Annotated in this window: 28 protein-coding genes; 14 read left to right on the top strand and 14 right to left on the bottom strand. The window is 49.4% G+C overall.

Annotated features, from left to right (window positions below; genetic code table 11):
• From ACTZWV_RS01980 to zapE, 6 genes are all read right to left on the bottom strand, one after another.
• Complete coding sequence (locus ACTZWV_RS01980; protein ID WP_444784927.1) at positions 1-738, bottom strand: cytochrome c1; 738 nt, start codon at positions 736-738, stop codon at positions 1-3.
• Complete coding sequence (locus tag ACTZWV_RS01975; protein WP_444784926.1) at positions 738-2,012, bottom strand: cytochrome b; 1,275 nt, start codon at positions 2,010-2,012, stop codon at positions 738-740. Before ACTZWV_RS01975 ends, ACTZWV_RS01980 begins: the two co-directional genes overlap by 1 nt.
• Positions 2,012-2,602, bottom strand: coding sequence for a ubiquinol-cytochrome c reductase iron-sulfur subunit (petA, locus tag ACTZWV_RS01970; RefSeq protein ID WP_444784925.1), 591 nt, complete (start codon positions 2,600-2,602; stop codon positions 2,012-2,014). Before petA ends, ACTZWV_RS01975 begins: the two co-directional genes overlap by 1 nt.
• Positions 2,603-2,859: 257 nt before the next feature.
• Entirely contained in the window at positions 2,860-3,252 is a 393-nt protein-coding gene (gene rpsI / locus ACTZWV_RS01965) for a 30S ribosomal protein S9 (RefSeq protein ID WP_173501625.1), read from the bottom strand.
• Positions 3,253-3,264: 12 nt separating this feature from the next.
• The gene (rplM, locus tag ACTZWV_RS01960) at positions 3,265-3,693 is read right to left on the bottom strand and encodes a 50S ribosomal protein L13 (protein WP_068233896.1); all 429 of its coding nucleotides are present in this window, start codon (positions 3,691-3,693) and stop codon (positions 3,265-3,267) included.
• 202 nt (positions 3,694-3,895) lie between these two features.
• Positions 3,896-4,987: a cell division protein ZapE gene (gene zapE, locus ACTZWV_RS01955; RefSeq protein WP_444784924.1), complete on the bottom strand. Its 1,092-nt coding sequence runs from the start codon at positions 4,985-4,987 to the stop codon at positions 3,896-3,898.
• A 123-nt stretch (positions 4,988-5,110) separates the two neighbouring features.
• On the opposite strand from zapE, the gene ACTZWV_RS01950 reads away from it, so the two are divergent.
• From ACTZWV_RS01950 to ACTZWV_RS01940, 3 genes are all read left to right on the top strand, one after another.
• Positions 5,111-5,560, top strand: coding sequence for a YhcB family protein (locus tag ACTZWV_RS01950; RefSeq protein ID WP_444784923.1), 450 nt, complete (start codon positions 5,111-5,113; stop codon positions 5,558-5,560).
• Positions 5,561-5,648: 88 nt separating this feature from the next.
• On the top strand, positions 5,649-6,998 hold the full coding sequence (locus ACTZWV_RS01945; protein ID WP_444784922.1) for a Do family serine endopeptidase: 1,350 nt from the start codon (positions 5,649-5,651) through the stop codon (positions 6,996-6,998).
• A gap of 105 nt (positions 6,999-7,103) precedes the next feature.
• Positions 7,104-8,174: a trypsin-like peptidase domain-containing protein gene (locus ACTZWV_RS01940; RefSeq protein WP_444784921.1), complete on the top strand. Its 1,071-nt coding sequence runs from the start codon at positions 7,104-7,106 to the stop codon at positions 8,172-8,174.
• A 9-nt stretch (positions 8,175-8,183) separates the two neighbouring features.
• Here ACTZWV_RS01940 and murA read toward each other — a convergent pair whose 3' ends face one another.
• Genes murA through ACTZWV_RS01905 form a run of 7 tightly spaced genes read right to left on the bottom strand, consistent with a single transcriptional unit; the run spans position 8,184 to position 12,713 of the window.
• Positions 8,184-9,446 (bottom strand): UDP-N-acetylglucosamine 1-carboxyvinyltransferase, encoded by a 1,263-nt coding sequence (gene murA / locus ACTZWV_RS01935; protein WP_444784920.1) that lies wholly within the window; start codon positions 9,444-9,446, stop codon positions 8,184-8,186.
• Between the two features lie 6 nt (positions 9,447-9,452).
• Complete coding sequence (locus ACTZWV_RS01930; RefSeq protein WP_444784919.1) at positions 9,453-9,710, bottom strand: BolA family protein; 258 nt, start codon at positions 9,708-9,710, stop codon at positions 9,453-9,455.
• A gap of 9 nt (positions 9,711-9,719) precedes the next feature.
• On the bottom strand, positions 9,720-10,013 hold the full coding sequence (locus ACTZWV_RS01925; RefSeq protein ID WP_444784918.1) for an STAS domain-containing protein: 294 nt from the start codon (positions 10,011-10,013) through the stop codon (positions 9,720-9,722).
• On the bottom strand, positions 10,010-10,663 hold the full coding sequence (locus ACTZWV_RS01920; RefSeq protein WP_444784917.1) for an MlaC/ttg2D family ABC transporter substrate-binding protein: 654 nt from the start codon (positions 10,661-10,663) through the stop codon (positions 10,010-10,012). Before ACTZWV_RS01920 ends, ACTZWV_RS01925 begins: the two co-directional genes overlap by 4 nt.
• A 1-nt stretch (position 10,664) precedes the next feature.
• A complete protein-coding gene (gene mlaD, locus ACTZWV_RS01915; RefSeq protein WP_305552066.1) occupies positions 10,665-11,129 on the bottom strand; it encodes an outer membrane lipid asymmetry maintenance protein MlaD in 465 nt (154 codons plus the stop codon).
• Position 11,130: 1 nt separating this feature from the next.
• Positions 11,131-11,913, bottom strand: a complete 783-nt coding sequence (mlaE, locus tag ACTZWV_RS01910) for a lipid asymmetry maintenance ABC transporter permease subunit MlaE (protein ID WP_444784916.1) — start codon at positions 11,911-11,913, stop codon at positions 11,131-11,133.
• Entirely contained in the window at positions 11,910-12,713 is an 804-nt protein-coding gene (locus tag ACTZWV_RS01905) for an ATP-binding cassette domain-containing protein (protein WP_444784915.1), read from the bottom strand. The genes mlaE and ACTZWV_RS01905 overlap by 4 nt, the downstream gene beginning before the upstream one ends.
• Positions 12,714-12,987: 274 nt before the next feature.
• Between ACTZWV_RS01905 and ACTZWV_RS01900 the strand changes: the two genes are divergently transcribed.
• From ACTZWV_RS01900 to ACTZWV_RS01850, 11 genes are read left to right on the top strand one after another with little or no spacing between them, the layout of a single operon-like run.
• Complete coding sequence (locus ACTZWV_RS01900) at positions 12,988-13,968, top strand: calcium/sodium antiporter (protein ID WP_444784914.1); 981 nt, start codon at positions 12,988-12,990, stop codon at positions 13,966-13,968.
• Positions 13,969-13,980: 12 nt separating this feature from the next.
• Positions 13,981-14,949, top strand: a complete 969-nt coding sequence (locus ACTZWV_RS01895; protein WP_444784913.1) for a KpsF/GutQ family sugar-phosphate isomerase — start codon at positions 13,981-13,983, stop codon at positions 14,947-14,949.
• A gap of 1 nt (position 14,950) precedes the next feature.
• Positions 14,951-15,505, top strand: a complete 555-nt coding sequence (kdsC, locus tag ACTZWV_RS01890; RefSeq protein ID WP_444784912.1) for a 3-deoxy-manno-octulosonate-8-phosphatase KdsC — start codon at positions 14,951-14,953, stop codon at positions 15,503-15,505.
• A complete protein-coding gene (gene lptC, locus ACTZWV_RS01885; RefSeq protein ID WP_444784911.1) occupies positions 15,502-16,056 on the top strand; it encodes an LPS export ABC transporter periplasmic protein LptC in 555 nt (184 codons plus the stop codon). Before kdsC ends, lptC begins: the two co-directional genes overlap by 4 nt.
• A complete protein-coding gene (gene lptA, locus ACTZWV_RS01880) occupies positions 16,046-16,534 on the top strand; it encodes a lipopolysaccharide transport periplasmic protein LptA (RefSeq protein ID WP_444784910.1) in 489 nt (162 codons plus the stop codon). The genes lptC and lptA overlap by 11 nt, the downstream gene beginning before the upstream one ends.
• On the top strand, positions 16,531-17,253 hold the full coding sequence (gene lptB / locus ACTZWV_RS01875) for an LPS export ABC transporter ATP-binding protein (protein ID WP_444784909.1): 723 nt from the start codon (positions 16,531-16,533) through the stop codon (positions 17,251-17,253). The genes lptA and lptB overlap by 4 nt, the downstream gene beginning before the upstream one ends.
• Before the next feature lie 49 nt (positions 17,254-17,302).
• Complete coding sequence (locus ACTZWV_RS01870; protein ID WP_444784908.1) at positions 17,303-18,787, top strand: RNA polymerase factor sigma-54; 1,485 nt, start codon at positions 17,303-17,305, stop codon at positions 18,785-18,787.
• Between the two features lie 25 nt (positions 18,788-18,812).
• Positions 18,813-19,100: a ribosome hibernation promoting factor gene (gene hpf / locus ACTZWV_RS01865; protein WP_173501607.1), complete on the top strand. Its 288-nt coding sequence runs from the start codon at positions 18,813-18,815 to the stop codon at positions 19,098-19,100.
• A gap of 7 nt (positions 19,101-19,107) precedes the next feature.
• Positions 19,108-19,581, top strand: a complete 474-nt coding sequence (gene ptsN, locus ACTZWV_RS01860) for a PTS IIA-like nitrogen regulatory protein PtsN (protein ID WP_444784907.1) — start codon at positions 19,108-19,110, stop codon at positions 19,579-19,581.
• Positions 19,578-20,438 carry an RNase adapter RapZ gene (gene rapZ, locus ACTZWV_RS01855; RefSeq protein ID WP_305552055.1) on the top strand — a complete coding sequence of 287 codons (861 nt, stop codon included), beginning with the start codon at positions 19,578-19,580 and terminating at the stop codon, positions 20,436-20,438. Before ptsN ends, rapZ begins: the two co-directional genes overlap by 4 nt.
• Positions 20,439-20,440: 2 nt before the next feature.
• Complete coding sequence (locus ACTZWV_RS01850) at positions 20,441-20,713, top strand: HPr family phosphocarrier protein (RefSeq protein ID WP_444784906.1); 273 nt, start codon at positions 20,441-20,443, stop codon at positions 20,711-20,713.
• Between the two features lie 2 nt (positions 20,714-20,715).
• On the opposite strand, the gene ACTZWV_RS01845 is transcribed toward ACTZWV_RS01850, so the two are convergent.
• The gene (locus tag ACTZWV_RS01845) at positions 20,716-21,084 is read right to left on the bottom strand and encodes a Na+/H+ antiporter subunit G (RefSeq protein WP_444784905.1); all 369 of its coding nucleotides are present in this window, start codon (positions 21,082-21,084) and stop codon (positions 20,716-20,718) included.
• Position 21,085 lies beyond the last annotated feature (1 nt).

The following is a 21,085-nucleotide window of genomic DNA, read 5'->3' as shown; positions in this document are numbered from 1 at the left end:
TTAATGTACATCTTTCCAATATTCTTTTTTCAGCAAGTATGCCAGCACAAAGAAAATCAGCAGGAACACCATAACCTTGGTGCCAAGCTCACGTGATTCCAGTTTGGTTGGCTCTCCAACGTACTCCAGGTAGTTTACCAGATCTGCTACTGCACTATCATATTCTTCTGTGCTCAGCTCACCGCTACCGTCGGTTTTAATGCCAACATAAACCTGTTTTGACTCACCATCCACTAAACGCGTCTCATAGGCTTTGTATGGCATACCCTGCAATTCCTGCAGTACATGCGGCATACCAACCATAGGAAATACGTCGTTATTTACCCCAAATGGCCGCGCCGGATCAGCATAAAAACTACGCAGGTAAGTGTATAACCAATTCGGGCCGCGTACACGTGCGACGTTGGTTAAATCCGGCGGTGTCGCACCAAACCATTTTTCACCATCTTTAGCCGACATATTGTTGGTGATATGGTCACCCACTTTCTCACCGGTGAACATCAGATTCTCCATACCGATATCTTCCGGAATGTCTAAATCGCGAAAGGTGCGGGCATAACGCTGATATTGCATCTGGTGACAGCCCAGACAGTAATTCTGGAATAACCTGGCGCCATTTTGTAAAGACGCCTTGTCTGTCAGATCGATCGGGGCTTTATCCAGTGGTATGGTTGAGCCTGCCGCCATCGCCCATGACGATGCAACGAGTGCAATTGCTGAAAATAAGTTCTTCATCATCAGGTTAACCTTACTGGTAATGGTTTTGTTTTTTCATTCTTACTGTAGAACCACAGTAGAATAAAGAAGCCAAAGTATGTGAACGAGAAAATCTGTGCCAGTAGGGTATAAATACCCTCTGCCGGCAACACGCCCAAAACACCCAGTGCCACGAAGCTGATGCAGAAGTTAATCAGGTTAGCCGTGTGTAGCGCACTACGGTAGCGCATAGAGCGCACTGAACCGCGGTCAATCCATGGCAGCAACGCCAGAGCCAGAATAGCCAAAAACATAAAAATGGCGCCAAACAACTGATCAGGTACGGCACGTAAAATGGCGTAGAACGGCGTGAAATACCATACCGGAGCGATATGCTCTGGTGTTTTTAACGGGTTTGCAGCTTCAAAGTTTGGCGGCTCAAGGAAGTAACCACCACCTTCCGGCAGGAAGAAAATGACCCAGGCAAAAATAAGCAGGAAACCAGCCACGCCAACCAAATCTTTTACCGTGTAGTACGGGTGAAACGGGATTGCATCAACAATCACTTTCTTTCCACCGCGGGTAAAGTATTGGTGGAAGGTGAATTTCTTATCCGCTTCTGTCAGCTCTACCGTGCCGTCATTGTCTTTCTTAATGTCGATACCATCGGGGTTATTTGACCCTACTTCGTGCAGCGCCATAATATGCAGGAATACCAAAATAACCAGCACCAACGGCAATGCAATAACATGCAGCGCAAAGAAACGGTTTAGTGTAGCACCGGAAATAACATAGTCGCCACGGATCCACAGCGTTAAGTCTTCACCAATACCGGGAATAACGCCGAAGATAGAAATAATAACCTGTGCCCCCCAGAACGACATCTGGCCCCATGGCAGCAAGTAACCCATAAAGGCTTCTGCCATTAGCACAAGGAAAATCAACATGCCAAAAATCCACAGCAGCTCGCGCGGCTTTTGGTAGGAGCCATACATCATGCCCCGCAGCATATGCAGGTACACCACAACAAAGAAAGCAGAAGCACCGGTAGAATGCATATAACGCAGTAACCAGCCGTAATCGACGTCGCGCATAATGTATTCAACAGACGCGAAAGCGCCGTCGGCTGAAGGTTCGTAATTCATTGTCAGCCAGATACCGGTCAGGATCTGGTTTACCAGTACCAGCATGGCCAGTGAACCAAAGAAGTACCAGAAGTTGAAGTTTTTCGGTGCCGGGTACTGCATGACATGGAGATTCATTTTATCCATGAATGGCAAGCGGTATTCAATCCAGCTCATCAGATTTTTAAACATCAGACAGTCCCCTCATCTTCACCAATCACAATGGTATTGTCGTCGATAAACATATACGGAGGGACCTGCAGGTTAGATGGCGCCGGTACACTTTGAAACACGCGGCCGGCCATATCAAACTTAGAACCATGGCAAGGGCAGAAAAAACCGGAGCTGACACCTTCAACCTGGGCGGCAAAATCATTCGCAATATAGGTAGGAGAACAACCGAGGTGGGTACAGATACCTACAGCAACAAAAATTTCCGGCTTTTTCGAGCGATGACGATTTTGTGCGTAAGCAGGTTGTTGTTCAACTTCAGATGCCGGGTCACGCAGTTTGTCTTCGTGTGTGGCCAGCTCATCCAACATAGCCTGAGGCCGCTTTACGATCCAAACCGGTTTGCCACGCCACTCAACCCGGATCAACTGTCCCGGCTCAAGCTTACTGATATCCGCACTGACCGCTGCCCCAGCCTGTTTTGCCTTTTCACTTGGCATCCAGGACGCGACAAAAGGCACAGCAGCTCCGACAGCACCCACGCCCCCTACAACTGAGGTTGCAATGGTAAGGAAGCGGCGGCGACCATGATCTACAGGCGCATTGCTCATCCACTCATCTCCACGTTAACGCTTAAACAGAATTTAAGCGGCTGAATTTCAGCAATTATTATAAATCGAAAAAATAACGCCGATCATAATGAAAAGCCCTGCTTTACACAAGGATTAAGGCAAACTGAATCAGTATTATCTTAGGCTTTTGCGTTATACGGCAAAGTTTCACTGCCGGTTTGCCGCTGCTGCCGACGGTAAAATACAGGCAAAAAAAACCCGGCAACGAAGTGCCGGGCTTTGTACTTGAAAAACGCTTAACGTTTTGAGTACTGTGGACGTTTACGTGCTTTACGCAGACCCACTTTCTTACGTTCAACCTGACGCGCGTCACGGGTAACGAAGCCTGCTTTACGCAGTGCAGGACGCAGTGACTCGTCAAATTCCATCAGTGCACGGGTAATACCGTGACGGATAGCGCCAGCCTGGCCGCTGATACCACCACCTTTAACAGTGATGTACAGGTCGAATTTCTCAACCATATCAACCAGCTCTAATGGTTGCTTAACAATCATACAAGCTGTTTCACGACCGAAGTATTCAGTTAACGCGCGCTGATTAACAACGATGTTACCTGAACCGGCTTTGATGAAAACGCGGGCCGTTGAGCTTTTACGACGACCAGTTCCGTAATATTGATTCTGTGCCATGTTATGCTCCGATTAAATATCTAATACTTGCGGTTGCTGAGCAGCATGCTGATGCTCGGCGCCGGCGTAAACTTTCAACTTACGGAACATAGCGCGGCCCAGTGGACCTTTTGGTAACATGCCTTTAATAGCAAGTTCCAGAACCATTTCTGGTTTCTTCGCGATCAATTTCTCGAAGCTGATTTCCTTGATACCACCAGGGAAGCCAGTGTGAGAATAATACATTTTGTTCTGTGCTTTGTTGCCGGTAACCGCTACTTTTTCCGCGTTTACTACGATGATGTAATCACCGGTATCCACGTGTGGCGTGTACTCTGGCTTGTGCTTACCACGTAAACGGGCAGCGATTTCAGTTGCGATACGGCCCAGTGTTTTACCTGACGCATCAACAACGAACCAGTCGCGGGTTACGCTTTCTGGCTTAGCAGTAAAAGTTTTCATTTATCGATCCAAAAATAACTTAGTTACACCTGACACAGTGCAGGGCTGATGCAGTTGTGTCGTTAGCGTACCCCTTCGAGTACAAAAACTACCGGGCTAACGGCAGTATTAGGCTGTAACGTAGGCCGGGCGCGGATTATATATTAACCAATTGCAAAAATCAGCACCTTGCACAAAAAATTCCGCCAAATTGACAAAAAAGTTAGGGTAAATGTGCTTTGGCCAGATAGTCGCGTGACTGCATCTCCTGCAACCGGCTGATACAGCGTTTAAACTCAAAGTTTAAAATGCCATCGCTATACAGCTGTTCCAGCGCGGTTTGTGCGGAAATAATCAGCTTAACATGACGCTCATAGAATTCATCCACCAGGGCAATAAAACGCCGCGCTACATCGTCATTCTGCCGCCCCATGGTTTTGACGCCAGACAACAACACCGTGTGGTAACAGCGGCTTAACTCCATATAATCATATTGGCTACGGGCGGTCTCACACAGCTCAGAGAAATCAAACCAGACAATGCCGTCAGCTTCGTGCCGGGCATGTAATGTACGATTGGCAACCTCTATTTCTGCCTGCTGCTGGCGCGGTTCAACCGACAAGGCGGTAAAATAGTGCAGTAAGTTCGTCTCGGCCTGTGTATCTAACGGATAGTGATATATTTCCGCCTTTTCCAGCGTACGCAGGCGGTAGTCTATGCCGCTGTCAACATTAACCGTTTGCGTGTGTTGCTTAATCAGCGCTATGGCCGGCAAAAAACGGGCGCGCTGTAAACCGTTACGGTACAAGCCATCCGGCTCGATGTTGGATGTTGCCACCAGAGTAATACCGCGGGCGAATAAGGCTTGCATCAGGGTGCCGAGAATCATTGCGTCGGTAATATCTGACACGAAGAATTCGTCAAAACACAGAATATCGGTTTCCTGTTTAAATTTATCCGCCACTTTTTCCAGCGGATCACTGACCCCCTTTAACAGTTTCAGTTCCTCATGCACGCGATGCATAAAACGATGAAAGTGAATACGCATTTTGCGTGTGCCGGGCAGGCACTCATAAAAGGTATCAACCAGATAGGTTTTGCCGCGGCCTACCCCACCCCAAAAATACAAGCCTTGTATCGGTGGCTGAACGGCTGCTTTGCCGCGCAGCCGCTGCCACAGCGACACTGTTGCCGGCTTTTGAGCAACGAAATCATCAAATAAACGCTGCAGTTGGGTGACAGCGAATTCCTGCGCGGCGTCATGCTGAAAATCGTCACGCGTTAAATCCTGGCGGTATTTTTCTAGTGGTGTCATTGAGTCTTACTTGAAAGCTGCGCTGATAAGCCCTAAATATGAGAGATAATAGTAACATGCCTTACCACTGTGGATAAGAAGTTAGGTTACACTATTGGAAGATATTACCCCGCAGGAGTTATTATGGACTACATGTACGCCGCAGCCTGGCTTGGCGCTGGTTTAGTTATCGGCGCCGTTATCGCGCGTTTGGTTACGTTAAAGCAGCTTAATCAGCACAAATTACAGCTGGAGCTGGAAGAAAGTCAGGCTCAGTTGGCACAGTACCGGCAGGATGTATCCAGCCATCTGGAAACCACCAATCAGCTAATGACGCAGCTGCAGGATAACTATTCCCGCATTGCCAGACACATTGCCGACTCAAAGATGCAACTGGTGGAGCGGCCAACGGAATCGGTGCGCCAGGATATAAATTATCTGTCAGGCGATACCGCAGCTTATATCCGTCAGTCGTTAAATCAAATTGACGAAAAACGCCGTGTCTACTCAAACGCAGAGCAGCAGCCACGCGACTACTCTGGTGAAGCCAGCGGCCTGATTAAAGACCGCAAACACAGTAAATCGGGCGAATAATTTGTTACATATCTACAACGCTGTCAGCTGAACTTTTTTTATTGCTAAACGTTCTTAGTCGCAGATCATTGAAGGAGACTACTACGCTATGAATAAGAAATTGTCATTGCTTGGCGCCGCCGTTACAGCCAGCCTGTTGTTGACAACAGCACCACCTGCGGATGCCAGAATACCGTTTTTTTCATCTGAACAGGAAATACCTACTCTGGCGCCGATGCTGGAGCAAGCCACTCCCGCAGTGGTACATATTTCGGTTGAAGGCAGCCGCGAGGTACGGCAGCGTTTACCTGAAGCTTTTCGTTACTTCTTTGGCCAACGCGGACCGAACGAGTTCCGCGAAGAGCGGCCATTTAAAGGCTTGGGTTCCGGCGTGGTAATAGATGCCGATAAGGGCTACATCGTTACCAATAATCACGTTATTCAGGACGCCAACGATATTGAAGTCCGGCTCAAAGATGGCCGCACTTTTAAGGCAAAGAAACTCGGTGCTGATCCGGAAAGCGACATCGCACTGTTACAAATTGAAGCGAAAAAGCTGGTGCAAATTCCGCTGGCAAACTCAGACAAAACACGGGTAGGCGATTTCGCCATTGCCATTGGCAACCCTTTTGGTCTTGAGCAAACCGTCACCTCCGGCATCATCAGCGCGCTGGGCCGTGGCGGTCTGGGTATTGAGGGACTGGAAGATTTTATTCAAACCGATGCAGCAATAAACAGTGGTAACTCCGGTGGTGCCCTGGTGAACCTGCGCGGTGAGTTAATCGGCATAAACACTGCGATTCTCGGGCCAAACGGTGGCAATATCGGTATTGGTTTTGCCATCCCGGCCAATATGATGAAAAGCCTGGTCGACCAAATTATCGAGTATGGCGAAATCCGCCGCGGCAGCTTAGGCATCCGTGGTGGTGACGTAAACGCCGAACTGACCGAAGCGATGAACTTAAGCGTTAGTCGTGGTGCCTTTGTTAACGAGGTGCTGCCTGACAGTGCAGCCGCCGCCGCGGGGTTAAAATCCGGCGACGTTATTATCAGCATGAATGGCAATAAGATTAACTCCTTTTTAGAGCTGCGCGCCAAAGTGGGCACCCTGGGCGCCGGCCGTGAAGCCAAGCTGGGTATTTTACGCGACGGCAAAGAGCGTAGCGTAACAGTTAAGTTGCAACAGTTGTCTTCCGGCCAGGTGGCAGCAAATCAAATGCATCCGATGCTGGATGGCGCCGAACTGTCAAATACTGACGGCGGGGTAAAAGTGGATGCGGTGAGCAATAACTCTGCCGCTGCGCAGATAGGCTTGCTGGCGGATGATGTCATTGTCGGTGTAAACCGGCAGCGTGTGGCTAATCTGGCAGAGCTGCGCAAAGCATTGGAAAACCGCAGCGGCGTAGCCGCATTAAATATCCAACGCGGCAGTACTAACCTTTATGTGTTAATTCGCTGATAGCAAAGGTTTAAGCAGTAGCCAACGGCTACTGCTTAAACGATATTAATGCTATGCTAGCACTACCTGAATTTTACAGACAACACCGACTCCGTGGCTAAATTTTTGTTTTTTTTGCTTAAAAGCATTGCCTACGGGCTGGCGCTGGCCTTTGTGCTGATGTTGTTTTTTCCATCCTTTAACTATCTGTCGACCCCGCTATTCGGTAACAACGAAGCAGGTAAAGAAGAAGCGGTTGTCAGCTACGCCAGAGCAGTACGCCGTGCTGCATCGGCGGTCGTTAATGTTTATACCCGCAGTACCCTGGTTGATCCACGTTCCTTACGACCACGCACTATAGAACGGCAAGAGCTTGGCTCCGGCGTCGTAATGAGTGCTCAGGGTTACATCCTTACCAACTACCATGTGGTGTATGGTGCTGATCATATCGAAATTGCCCTGCAGGACGGCCGCTGGTTAGAAGCGGTATTAATTGGCCAGGACGAGTTGACAGACCTGGCCGTATTATATGTACAGGCAGAGAATTTACCGGTTATACCGCAAGATGCCGAACTTGAGCCTCAGGTAGGTGATGTTGTATTGGCGATAGGGAACCCGTTGAATCTGGGCCAAACTATTACCCAGGGTATTATCAGCGCCAATGGCAATACCGGTTTAAGCTCGCGTGGCTATATCGATTTTATGCGGATGGATGCCGCCATTAACCGTGGCAACTCCGGTGGCGCTTTGGTGAACAGTAATGGTACCCTGGTGGGTATTAACGCCGCAGCGTTCCAGCTGGAGAGTCAGGATATTCAGGGGATTTTCTTTGCCATTCCGTATCGGCTGGCACTGAATGTGATGCAAAAGCTGATTAAACACGGCAAGGTTACCCGTAGTAATTTAGGTGTATCCGGTGATGCGGTAGTAAACGCCGCCGGTGACAAGCTGATTTCCTCCGGGCAAAGGTTATACGGCCTGAGTATTACAGCGGTAAACGCCAACGGCCCGGCGGCTGAGGCGGGCTTACAAATAGGCGACATTATCCAGGCAATAGACGGACGGCAGTTTGATACTGTGCAGCAAGCGCTGAACATGATTGCTGAAACCGAGCCCAATACCAGTCTGGCACTAACGGTAGACCGCAGTGGTCAGCAACTCACCATCAATGCTGTAACCCGTGAGCTGCGCCGATAAAAAACGCGGCTAAGAAGCCGCGTTAACACGTTCAATATTGGCACCGAGCTGCCTGAGCTTGTGCTCTATCTGCTCATAACCGCGGTCAATATGATAGATCCGATCTACCACTGTGGTACCTGATGCAACCAAACCGGCAATAACTAAGCTGGCAGAGGCACGTAAATCGGTGGCCATCACCTGAGCCGCCATCAGCTTGGCGGTATGTTGGCATACCGCAGTATTGCCTTCCAGACTAATTTTTGCCCCCATGCGCTGTAATTCAGGCACATGCATAAAACGGTTCTCAAAGATCGTCTCGGTTACCATGCCAACACCGGCGGCTACAACATTCAGCACAGTAAACTGTGCTTGCATGTCGGTGGGGAAGCCCGGGTGTGGCACCGTTTTAACATTTACGGCCCGCAATACCCGCCCGGTCATATTGGCACGGATCCAGTCAGCACCGGTCGTGATTTCAGCGCCGGCCTCACGCAATTTGTCCAGCACAACTTCCAGCTCGGCAGGGTCGGTACTGCGGCAGGTCACATCACCGCCGGACACCGCCGCCGCCACCAGGAAAGTACCGGTTTCAATGCGATCCGGCAACACTCTGTGCTCACCACCCTGCAAGGCACTTACGCCTTCAATTACAATAGAATCGGTACCGGCACCGGAAATCTTCGCGCCCATGGTATTAAGGTACACCGCCAGGTCGACCACTTCCGGCTCGCGGGCGGCATTATCAATGGTAGTAATACCATCGGCCAATACCGCGGCCATCATCAGGTTTTCTGTGCCGGTAACGCTGACCATATCCATAATGATATGCGCACCTTTTAACCGGCTGGCGCTGGCTTTAATGTAGCCGTTTTCCACCACAATCTCGGCGCCCATTTTACGCAGGCCGTCAATATGCAGATTAACCGGGCGGGCACCAATAGCACAGCCACCGGGTAAAGATACTTCAGCACTGCCAAAACGACTGAGCAAAGGCCCCAGTGCCAAAATAGAGGCACGCATAGTTTTTACCAGTTCATAAGGTGCAAACTGATTGTGAACTTTACCGGCATCAACCTGCACTACGTTGTCAGCAAAACTGACATCGGCACCAAACAACTGTAACAACTTCACCGTCGTTTCAATGTCTTTTAGTTTAGGCACATTGGTTATCGTAGTGGGTTTTTCTGACAATAAGCTGGCAAAAAGGATAGGCAAAGCGGCGTTTTTGGCACCGGAGATAACTACCTCACCGTGTAAAGCCTGACCACCTGTAACAAGAAATTGCTGCATAAATTACTACATCGGAGGGTTAAGAAGTTTTTCTCTACGCCACTGCTCCGGCGTAAAGGTCTTGATGCTGACCGCATGAATAGAGCCGTCAGCAATGGCTGCCATTAAAGGCGCATAAATCATTTGTTGTTGTTTCACCCGGCTAACATCAGCGAAACAGGTACCCACTGCCGTTACGGCATAATGAGAACCTTCCGCACTGACAATCACCTCGGCCAGTTGCAACTGTTGTTGCAGCAACTGCTCAATTTGCTTGATGTCCAAAGCTAAACCTTAATCATTAATTGGCAATAAAGATCGTACTGCCGTCACGTCGGCCAATGATAGCAGCTGTTGCGGCACATTACATAACGCAATCGTGATGCCCAGCCGTTTGGCTTCGGACAACTGCTGCAGCAACCAGGCTAAGCCGGCGGTATCAATATTATCCAACGTGTCAAAGTCAAACTTTACGCTGCCGGACAGCTTATTTAACTGCGTGAAGGGTGAATACAGCATTAACGTATCACGATTTAATACACCGGTAAAATGTATAGCGTCAGCTTGCTGCGTGATCTTTAATGTCACTTTTCCTCCGCTCGGGTGATGGGCGCCTGGGCTTTCTCCGTCAACAGTAAAGTGACACTTTTCAGGCCTTGCTGGCGGATCAGGTTACTCAGCTCCGCTCTTTTGCTGTCCAGCAAAGAAATACCTTCGGCGACCATGTCAAACACCAGCCAGGTATCAGAATCCTTGCCACGACGTAGTTTGAATTCAATATTAATATCCGGCTTACCCGGATCTATTACCCTGGTTTTAATGCTGATAATCTTTTGGTTATCAATAGCACGTGCCGGTTCGATCATCACTTTTTGATCACGATACTGCGTAAATACACCAGCATAAGTAGCAACCATATAGTTTTGAAACGCATCGACGAAAGCCAGCAGCTCTTCACGCGGTGTATTTCTCAGATCGGCGCTGTTACCTATTACCCGCAGAGCAGCATAGCGGCTGTCGATATAGGGTACCAACTCTTCATTAACGATAAGACGCAACACTTCCGGGTCTGCTTCAATTTTGCTTTGATCTTTGGCAATCCGGCTAAAGGTATTGTCGGCCAGCACTTCCATCATTTTATATGGATCGGTATAGGTCTGAGTTTCAGAGCGAACCCCAGTTGCCGCCAGGCTCAGCAAGGTTAAACTGCCGGCCAGTATCAATGCATAAAGTTTCATATTAATTCCCGCGGTTAAATAAAAATTGACCAATCAACTCTTCCAGTACTAAAGCCGATTTGGTGTCTTCGATATAGTCACCGTCAGCCAGGATCTCAACAGTTTCATCAAGAAAACCCGGTTGTAATCCCAAATACTGCTCGCCCAGTAAGCCTGAGGTTAAAATTGCCAGGGTGCTGGTTTCAGGAAAGTTACTGTAACTGTTGTTGATTTCCAGCGTTACCACCGGCCGGTAATAGGTAGTATCCAGCTCAATTGCCGCGACACGCCCCACGACCACACCACCAACTTTCACCGGTGAGCGCACTTTTAAACCGCCGATATTTTCAAACTTGGCATGCAGACGATAGCTTTGTCCTGTGCCGGCCACACCGGAACTTGCCACCTGCAGCGACAGCATTAAAAACGCCGCTATCGCCAACACAATAAAGCCACCTACCAGTATTTCAATTTTCCGCGTGGTCATGTTATCCACCAAACATTAATGCAGTTAAAATAAAGTCAAAAGCCAACACGGCCAGCGACGCAGTAACAACCGTTTGTGTTGTTGCCTGGCTGATCCCTTCCGACGTGGGAACAGCATCGTAACCTTTGTGCAGGGCAATCCACATCACGATCAAAGCAAACACTACACTTTTAATCACACCGTTCATCACATCCTGGTACAAATCGACGTTTGCTTGCATCGCAGACCAGTAACCGCCACCATCAACACCCAACCAGTCGACCCCAACCAAATGGCCACCCAAAATACCCACCGCGGTAAAAATCAGCGCCAGCAACGGCATACTGATGACACCGGCCCAAAATCTGGGGGCAATAATACGCCGTAACGGGTCAACAGCCATCATCTCCATGCCGGACAATTGCTCTGTGGCTTTCATCAGGCCTATTTCTGCCGTAATAGCGCTACCGGCACGACCGGCAAACAGCAAGGCCGTTACCACCGGGCCCAATTCACGCAGCAAACTCAACGCCACCAGAGGGCCTAACATCTGTTCAGCGCCAAACTTTACCAGCACAGTGTAGCCCTGCAGGGCCAACACCATGCCAATAAACAAACCGGACACCAGGATAATCAGTAACGACAGCACCCCTATTACATACAGTTGCTTTATCAGCAGCGGGAAGCCTTTTCGTATATCCGGTTTGCCCAGCAAGGCGCCAAACAGCATAATGCCGGCGCGGCCAAAACCGCGGACATTGTTGATGGTACCCGCGCCGAGTTGTTGTAACTTATCTGCAATCACCCGACCAACTCCATTAATTCCTGCTCATAAGGCGCCGCTTTATAGTGAAACGGCACAGCACCATCTGCCTCGCCTTTTAAAAACTGCTGCACTAATGGCGAAGGATGAGCCCGTAGTTGCTCCGGCGTACCATGGCCAATAACGGTTTGCTCTGCCACCACGTAGACGTAATCGGCAATACTCATCACTTCGGTGACGTCATGAGACACCACCACCGAGGTTAAATTCAACGCATTATTCAAAGAGCGGATCAGCCGCACTATCACCCCCATAGAAATGGGATCCTGGCCGGCAAAAGGTTCGTCATACATAATCAGTTCCGGGTCCAGAGCGATAGCCCTTGCCAATGCTGCCCGTCTTGCCATACCACCGGATAATTCTGCCGGCATTAAATCACGTGCTCCACGCAGCCCCACAGCTTCCAACTTCATTAACACAATCAAGCGAATGAGGGATTCCGGCAGCCTGGTATGCTCGCGGATAGGAAAGGCCACATTGTCAAAAACCGTCATATCGGTAAACAGTGCGCCACTTTGAAACAGCATACTCATCCGTTGCCTGGCGGCATACAGCGCACTGCGCGACAGCTTGGGAATATCCTCGTCACCAAACAAGATATGGCCGCTGTCCGGCTTTAACTGCCCACCAATTAAACGCAGTAAGGTGGTTTTGCCGATGCCGCTCGGGCCCATAATGGCGGTTACTTTGCCGCGGGCAAACTGCATATTCAGATCACGGTAAATCACACGCTCACCGCGACTAAACGTCAGTTGTTGAATATCGATTAGTATATCTGACACCTAAAATGCTCTCCGCCGCTGTCAGCGCTGTTGTGCCCTGAGAGGTATAAAATGCAATATACATACATTAGTGTATGTTTTCAATTATACTGATTTCTACGTTGGATTATTGTAAACGGATCCAGCGCTAAAGTCGTTACAAAAAATCGTAACAAACTGTGCGGAAAATCGATATTGGCCGGAAACTACAGCTTTTTTTGCAATTCGCACCGATAAGCAGGAAAATACCACGCGATACCTTACACAAGACTTACACAGAACAGGGAAATACATATTGTCACCTTTGCTACTCGCCATTATTTTTGTCGTTGTCGGGCTGGTGTTACTGATTTGGAGCGCTGATCGCTTTGTGTTCGGCGCCTCCTCTATCGCCCGCAGCGCCGGTATATCACCGATGATCATCGGCCTTACCATTGTTGCTATGGGATCATCGGCACCGGAAATGCTGGTATCTGCCAGCGCGGCCTGGCAAGGACGGTTAGATACATCGGTCGGTAATGCGCTCGGTTCAAACATCACCAATATTTTATTGGTTATTGGTGCCGCTGCCTTATTAAAACCCATTGCGGTATCGTCGTTAACGCTAAAGCGCGAGTATCCGTTGCTGCTGTTATGCACCCTGTTGGGCTATTACTTTATTTCCGACAATATGCTGACGCGCTTTGAAGGCGTGTTGCTATTAACGGCTTTTGTTGCTTTTCTGGCATTGCTGGTTTATTGGGGCAAACACGCCACACCGGATGATCCGCTCATCGCTGAACTTAATGCCGAAATGCCGGCGCAAATCTCAGCGTTAAGAGCGATGGTTTGGCTTGGTATTGGCCTGGTGTTGTTATTGGCCAGTTCGCAATTATTGATCCATGGTGCCGTAACCATTGCCACTTACGCTGGTCTGAGCGATTTAGTGATCGGCCTAACCATCATTGCCATCGGCACCAGTTTACCGGAGCTGGCCGCCAGTATTATCGGTATACTCAAAGGCGAAGATGATTTAGCGCTGGGTAATATTATCGGCTCGAATATTTTTAATATTCTGGCGGTGCTGGGGCTTGGCGCTGTTATCGGCCCGGCGGGTTTGGATCCTATGGCCGGTAGCCGTGATAGCTATGTCATGATAGCCGCCACAATAATAATGCTGCTGATGTCACTTCGGATAGGTAAAATCAGACGCATTAACCGTACAGAAGGCGTAATACTGTTATGTGGTTTTGTCGGTTATCAGTATCTGTTGTTTAATGCCCTGACCGCTTCTTAAACTGAGAGTGATATGACAACTGATTTTCGTATCCGCGCTGCCGAGGTAATACGCATCGAAGCTGAGGCTGTAGCGCAGTTGCAACAGTATTTGGATAGCAGCTTTAATCTGGCCTGCCAGCTCATTTTCGACAGCAAAGGTAAAACCATAGTGTCCGGCATGGGGAAATCCGGCCATATCGCTAATAAAATTGCGGCAACTCTGGCATCTACCGGCACACCGGCGTTTTTTGTCCACCCGGGCGAAGCCAGCCATGGCGATCTGGGCATGTTGTCTACGGACGATGTGGTGATTGCTATTTCCAACTCCGGCGAAACGCCGGAAGTGTTGACCATTATCCCGCTGATTAAACGGCTTGGTATTAAACTGATAGCCATGACCGGCAATCCGGCATCAACGCTGGCGAAACTGGCCGATGCCCACCTGTGCGTTAAAGTAGAACTGGAAGCTTGTCCACTCGGCCTGGCGCCGACTGCCAGCACCACGGCCACCCTGGCGATGGGTGATGCGTTGGCGGTGGCTCTGCTGGAAGCCCGCGGCTTTTCTGCCGAAGATTTTGCGCTGTCGCATCCCGGCGGCAGCCTTGGCCGCAAGCTGCTATTGCGGTTGGACGATGTTATGCACCGTGACGCTGAGGTGCCTGTCGTGCCGCAAACGGCGACGATTAAAGATGCTTTACTGGAGATCTCAAAGAAAGGACTTGGCATGACAGCGGTAGTCGACAATGCCGGCGCCCTGGCCGGTATCTTTACCGACGGCGATTTACGTCGCATTCTCGATCAGCGTTACGATATCCATACGAGTCTGATCGCCGACGTCATGACCCGGCGCTGTATTACTGCCCGGCCGCAGATGCTGGCGGCAGAAGCACTGCAAATCATGCAGCAGAAAAAAATAAACGGTTTGATTATTCTGGACGACAGCGGAAAGCCGGTTGGTGCGATGAATATGCACGACTTACTGCGGGCCGGGGTGCTGTAATATGACATTGTTTAATCGTTTATATCAGCCGGTCAGTGCACAAATCAACGCTAAGGCTGCCGCCGTTAAGTTACTGATCTGCGATGTAGACGGTGTATTTTCTGATGGCCGGATCTATCTTGGCAACAACGGCGAAGAACTGAAAGCCTTCCATACCCGCGATGGCTATGGCATTAAAGCCTTGCGCCAGGCTGGTGTAGAGGTTGCGGTTATTACCGGACGTAATTCTGCCATCGTACAACAACGTATGACGTCGTTAACCGTGCCCTATATTTACCAGGGTCAGGAAAACAAACTGGCCGCCTTTGCCGATTTACAGCAAAAATTGCAACTTACACCGTCGCAGATTGCCTATATCGGTGATGATCTGGCAGATTGGTCGGTAATGCAACACTGTGGCTTAGCCGTGGCGGTAAAAGATGCGCACCCTTACCTGTTACAACAAACTGATTATATTACCAGTTTGCCCGGCGGCTATGGCGCAGTACGCGAGCTGTGCGATTTGCTGCTGATCAGCCAAAACCAATTCGGCTTATTTGACGGCAGCAGTTCATGAGAAAATTTCTTGTTTTTATTGTCTTCCTGCTGGCCGGAACCGCCGCTTATCTCTGGTTCGAACCGGCAGATGACGGCGATGCGCTGCAAACCGATCAGGAACTGTTGCCGGATTACGTAGCACAAAAGGTAACCCGCCGCTTGTATGATGCCCAAGGCTACCTGGCAGACACTGTCAGCGCCGATCGGTTAGAGCATTTCGAATTGCTTGGCTTCACCCGATTCGAAAATCCGCTGTATACGCTATACAACGACGAGCATCAACCCGGTTGGACAGCCAGTAGCCGTCAGGCCATTTGGTTTAACCAGGACAGAATAATTCTGGAGCAACAGGTCAGTATTGTAAGCCTGATGCCGGACGAACTGATCGAACGCATAGACACAGAAACATTGGAAATGTTATTTCCGGACAATACCTTGCAAAACGATGCGCCGGTATTTATTCAGGGCAAAGGTTTCTATATTAACGGCAGTGGCCTGCGGGCTGATTTGACCAATGGCAGCTTACAGCTGTTACAACACCAGCAAACGGTATACCAAAATGACCAATAAAATAATTTCTGTTCTGTTGCTGCTAAGCAGCAGCGTGGTAGTGGCACAGCAGCCCGACTACAGCCAGCAAATTCAGATAGATGCTGATAACCTGGCGTCGTTAAAAGAAAACGTGCTGACCTATCGCAACAACGTGGTGGTTACTCAGGGCTCGTTACAAATGAAAGCCGATCAACTGGAAATTAATGCCAGCGCCGGTAAGGGCAAAGAGGTTTATATCGCTACCGGCAGCCCGGTTAGCTATTCGCAGCTCATGGCTGATGGCCAGCCGGTGACCGCCAAAGCCAACGAAATACGCTACGAACCCGCCAGCCGGATGCTGACGTTAACCGGCGATGCCGAACTGGCGCAAAGTGGTAGCGTAGTAAAGGCCTCGACAATAAGGTATAACGTAGAGAAGCAGGAGCTTAGTGCCGAAAGCAATGAATCCAAACGCGTTACCACCATCTTTACGCCAGAGGAAAAAAATAATCCATGAAGTTAGTTGCGTCCCATCTGGCCAAGAGTTACAAAGGCCGGCAGGTTGTTAAAGATGTCAGCCTGGAGGTGAATGCCGGGCAAATTGTCGGCTTACTTGGCCCTAACGGAGCCGGTAAAACCACTACTTTTTATATGATTGTTGGCTTGGTGCCCTCTGACAAAGGCACTATCAGCCTGAATGACAAAGATATTACCTTTGATCCGATCCATGCCAGAGCCAGGCAAGGCATTGGCTATCTGCCGCAGGAAAGCTCTATTTTCCGCAAACTTACCGTACATGACAACCTGCTGGCCATTTTGCAAACCCGCAAAGACTTAACACCGGCCAAACGCGAAGAAGTAGCAGACGATTTGCTGGAAGAATTCCATATCGGTCATATTAAGAACAGCCTGGGCATGAGCTTGTCCGGTGGCGAGCGCCGCCGCGTAGAAATAGCCAGAGCTCTGGCTGCCAACCCTGCATTTATTCTGCTGGACGAACCTTTTGCCGGCGTCGATCCAATTTCTGTACTTGATATCAAGAAAATTATTCAACATCTGTGTCAACGTGGTATCGGCGTGTTAATTACCGACCATAATGTGCGTGAAACACTGGATGTGTGTGAAACTGCTTATATTGTCAGCCATGGTGAGTTAATTGCGTCAGGCCCGCCACAGGAAGTACTGTCGAATCAAAAGGTACGTGATGTATACCTGGGTGAGCAATTCAGGCTATAGTTAGCAAAAAATAATACCAGCGTGTCATTCAGGAGAACGGTAGAAGTAGATGAAGCCCTCTTTGCAACTTCGCTTAGGACAGCAACTAACCATGACGCCGCAGTTACAACAGGCTATCCGCCTGTTACAACTGTCGACGATTGAGTTGCAGCAGGAAATTCAGGAAGCTCTTGATGCTAATCCGTTATTGGAAGCAGAAGACGAGCACGATAGCTTTGACACCGCCCCCAAAGAACCACAACAACAAGCTGACAACGGTACTGACGTCGACCATAACCCTGACGATAGCTACGAACCGGCAGAGCCGGACAGCAGCGAGTCGATGACCGAACAGAATATTCAGGAAGATCTACCGCTGGATAATAACTGGGATGATTTAGTCAGCGCCGCCCCGGTAAGTGCCGGCAACAACAGCGGCGATGAAGACCATGTTTATCAGGGTGAGACCAGCGAAAACCTGCAGGATTACTTACGTTGGCAAATGCAACTTACCCCCTTCTCTGACACTGACCGCGCCATCGCTGAAATCATCATTGAAGCCATCGACGAAAACGGCCTGTTAACCATCAGTTGTGAAGACATTCTCGAATCACTCGGCGTCGACGACATTGAAGCTGACGAAGTAGAAGCCGTGATTAAACGCATTCAATTATTTGACCCAGTCGGGGTTGGCGCCCGTTCGGTACAGGAATGCCTGTTGGTGCAACTACGTCAGTTTGATCCCGACACACCGTTTTTAGCCGAAGCCCGCAACATGATCAGCGAGCATACAGAATTTTTAGCTAATCGCGACTTTCGTTCTTTGATGCGAGTGACTAGACTCAAAGAGGATGAGTTAAAAGAAGTGATGCGGCTGATCCACAGCCTTAACCCAAGACCAGGTGCCGACGTTATCCGTGAAGAGCAGCAGTATGTTATTCCGGATGTCAGCGTGCAGAAAGTAAAGGGCCGCTGGCAGGTAGAACTTAACCCCGATGCCATGCCAAAGGTACGGATAAACCAGCAATATGCCGCTATGTCACGCACCGCAAAAAACAGTGCCGACAGCCAGTTTATCCGCTCACATTTGCAGGAAGCGAAATGGTTTTTGAAAAGCCTGGAAAGCCGTAATGAAACCTTGTTAAAGGTGGCGAACTGTATAGTGCAGCAGCAACAGGCTTTTTTTGAACACGGTGAGGAAGCCATGAAACCCATGGTGCTGAACGATGTAGCGGAGATGGTAGGCATGCACGAGTCCACCATTTCCCGTGTTACCACGCACAAGTATATGCATACACCACGAGGTATATTTGAACTTAAGTTCTTCTTTTCCAGTCATGTTAGTACGGAGAGCGGCGGTGAGTGTTCTTCCACTGCTATCCGGGCTTTTATTAAGAAATTAGTGGCGGCGGAGAACCCGGCCAAACCGCTGAGTGACAGCAAGATGGCTGACATTCTGCTGGAACAAGGTATTAACGTTGCGCGGCGCACCATTGCCAAGTATCGCGAGTCGTTGTTTATTCCGCCGTCAAATCAACGCAAGACCTTGCTGTAAATAAGCCTAAAGAAGGAATATGTCTATGCAAATCAATCTAACCGGTCGTCATGTTGAAATCACTTCAGCCTTAAAAGAATACGTAGACAACAAGTTCGCTAAACTGGAACGGCATTTTGATCATATAAACAATGTACATGTGATCCTAAACGTGGAAAAATTGAAGCAGATCGCCGAAGCCAAGCTGCACCTGAACGGTGGCGAAGTGTTTGCCGTATCTGAGAATGAGAACATGTATGCTGCAATTGACCAGCTGATAGACAAGTTAGATCGCCAGGTCATTAAGCATAAAGAGAAAATAGCCCGACACTGATTAGATGATGATGAATTTAACCTCTATGCTTGCCGAGAACTGCACTAAAAGTGCAGTTCTTTTTAACAGCAAAAAGCGCATTCTGGAATATATCGCTGAGCTGGCTCACCAGCAACTGCCGGATATGACAGAGTACAGTATCCTTGAAGCGCTGATGACACGTGAAAAGCTCGGCTCAACCGGCATAGGAGGTGGTATTGCTATACCACACGGCAAGCTAAAGTGTGTAACACAGCCAATGTTGGTGTTTGTCGTCAGTAAAGAAGCCATTCCGTTTGACGCCATCGACAACCAACCGGTAGATATCTTCTGCGCCATTTTAATCCCGGAAGATCAGTGCCAGGCACATCTGAGCACTCTGGCCGGCATAGCACGGCTACTCAGCCAAAAAGAGCTGACGAAAAAAATCCGCCATGCTGAAACTAACCAGCAGTTGTACCAGCTGTTAGTGGAGTACAGCGCTATGGAACCGGTAAAATGAAGCTGCTGGTAGTAAGTGGTCGCTCCGGCTCAGGCAAGTCTGTTGCACTGCGTGTGATGGAAGACCTTGGCTACTACTGTGTCGACAATATCCCGGTAAACCTGCTTCCTACCCTTGCTACCACAGTAATGGGCCAATATGAGCGTGTTGCCGTCAGTATTGACGTGCGCAACCTGCCACAGGACCCCGATGAACTGGCAGACATTTTATCTTACCTGCCACGTAAACTGGATTTAACCATCCTGTATCTGGATGCCGACCACGCCAGCCTGATTAAACGCTTTAGTGAAACGCGCCGGCTGCATCCGTTATCGCATCAGGCCATGTCGCTGGACGAAGCCATATCGCGTGAACAACAATTGCTGGATCCGATCTCCAGCCGTGCCGATTTGTATATCGACACCACTGATTTGAACGTGCACCAGTTAGCCGAACAATTGCGCGAGCGTATTCTCGGGCAAAAAACCGGTCGGCTGGTTATTCTGTTTGAATCTTTTGGCTTTAAATACGGCATTCCCAAAGACGCCGACTTTGTATTTGATGCACGCTTTTTGCCCAACCCGCACTGGGAACCGGATTTGAAGCCGCTGACCGGGCTGGATCAACCGGTAAAAGATTACCTGGCAGCACAGCCGGTAGTAGCGAAGTATATTTGGCAAATCAACAGTTTTATCAGCACCTGGCTACCGCACCTGGAGCGTAATAACCGCAGCTATCTGACCATTGCCATCGGCTGCACCGGCGGCCAGCACCGTTCTGTCTACATGGTTGAAAGCCTGGCCGAAAGCTATCGCAGTTCACGCGATGACGTACAACTGCGTCACCGCGAATTAGTCAGGCATCATAATAAGGCCTGAGCATGCCCAAATTCAGTGAAACTGTCACCATTGTTAATCCGTTGGGCTTGCACGCCAGAGCAGCCACTAAACTGGCCCAGCTGTGCCAGCAGTTTACAGCACGGATTGAGCTGATACAGGAAGATAAAACGGCCGATGCCAGCAGCGTATTAGCCTTATTGATGCTGGCCAGCAGCAAAGGCAAAACGCTGCAGGTGTGTGCTGAAGGGGAAGACGCTGAGCGGGCACTCAGCGCCGTGGTAGATCTGATCAAAAACGGCTTTGACGAAAGCTAACGCTAGGGTTTCGGTTGCCGGTCGTGTTGTTTTTGTTGTGCTGGATGAATATTCACTAAACCTGTGGTTTTCTGTATCGCTTTCAGCTTGTGATGCAACGCTGTTTTAATCAACATGTGCGCACTGATAGGTGCAGTGATTAGCAGAAAAATGGTGATCAACAATTCGTGCACACTGACATCACCGGAAACACTGAAAAAGAAAATAGAACCCAATAAAATACCGCCCATGCCTAAGGTAGTGGCCTTGGTCGGGCCATGTAACCGCATAAAGAAGTCCGGCATTCTGCTCAGACCAATAGAACCAATCAGCACAAAGCTACCGCCTAACAACAGAAAAAACGCTACCGCCCACTCCATCCAATGTTGCATC

The organism is Rheinheimera sp. NSM, from assembly GCF_052380015.1.
Taxonomy (GTDB): Bacteria; Pseudomonadota; Gammaproteobacteria; order Enterobacterales; family Alteromonadaceae; genus Alishewanella.
This window is presented reverse-complemented; position numbering and strand designations above follow the sequence as displayed.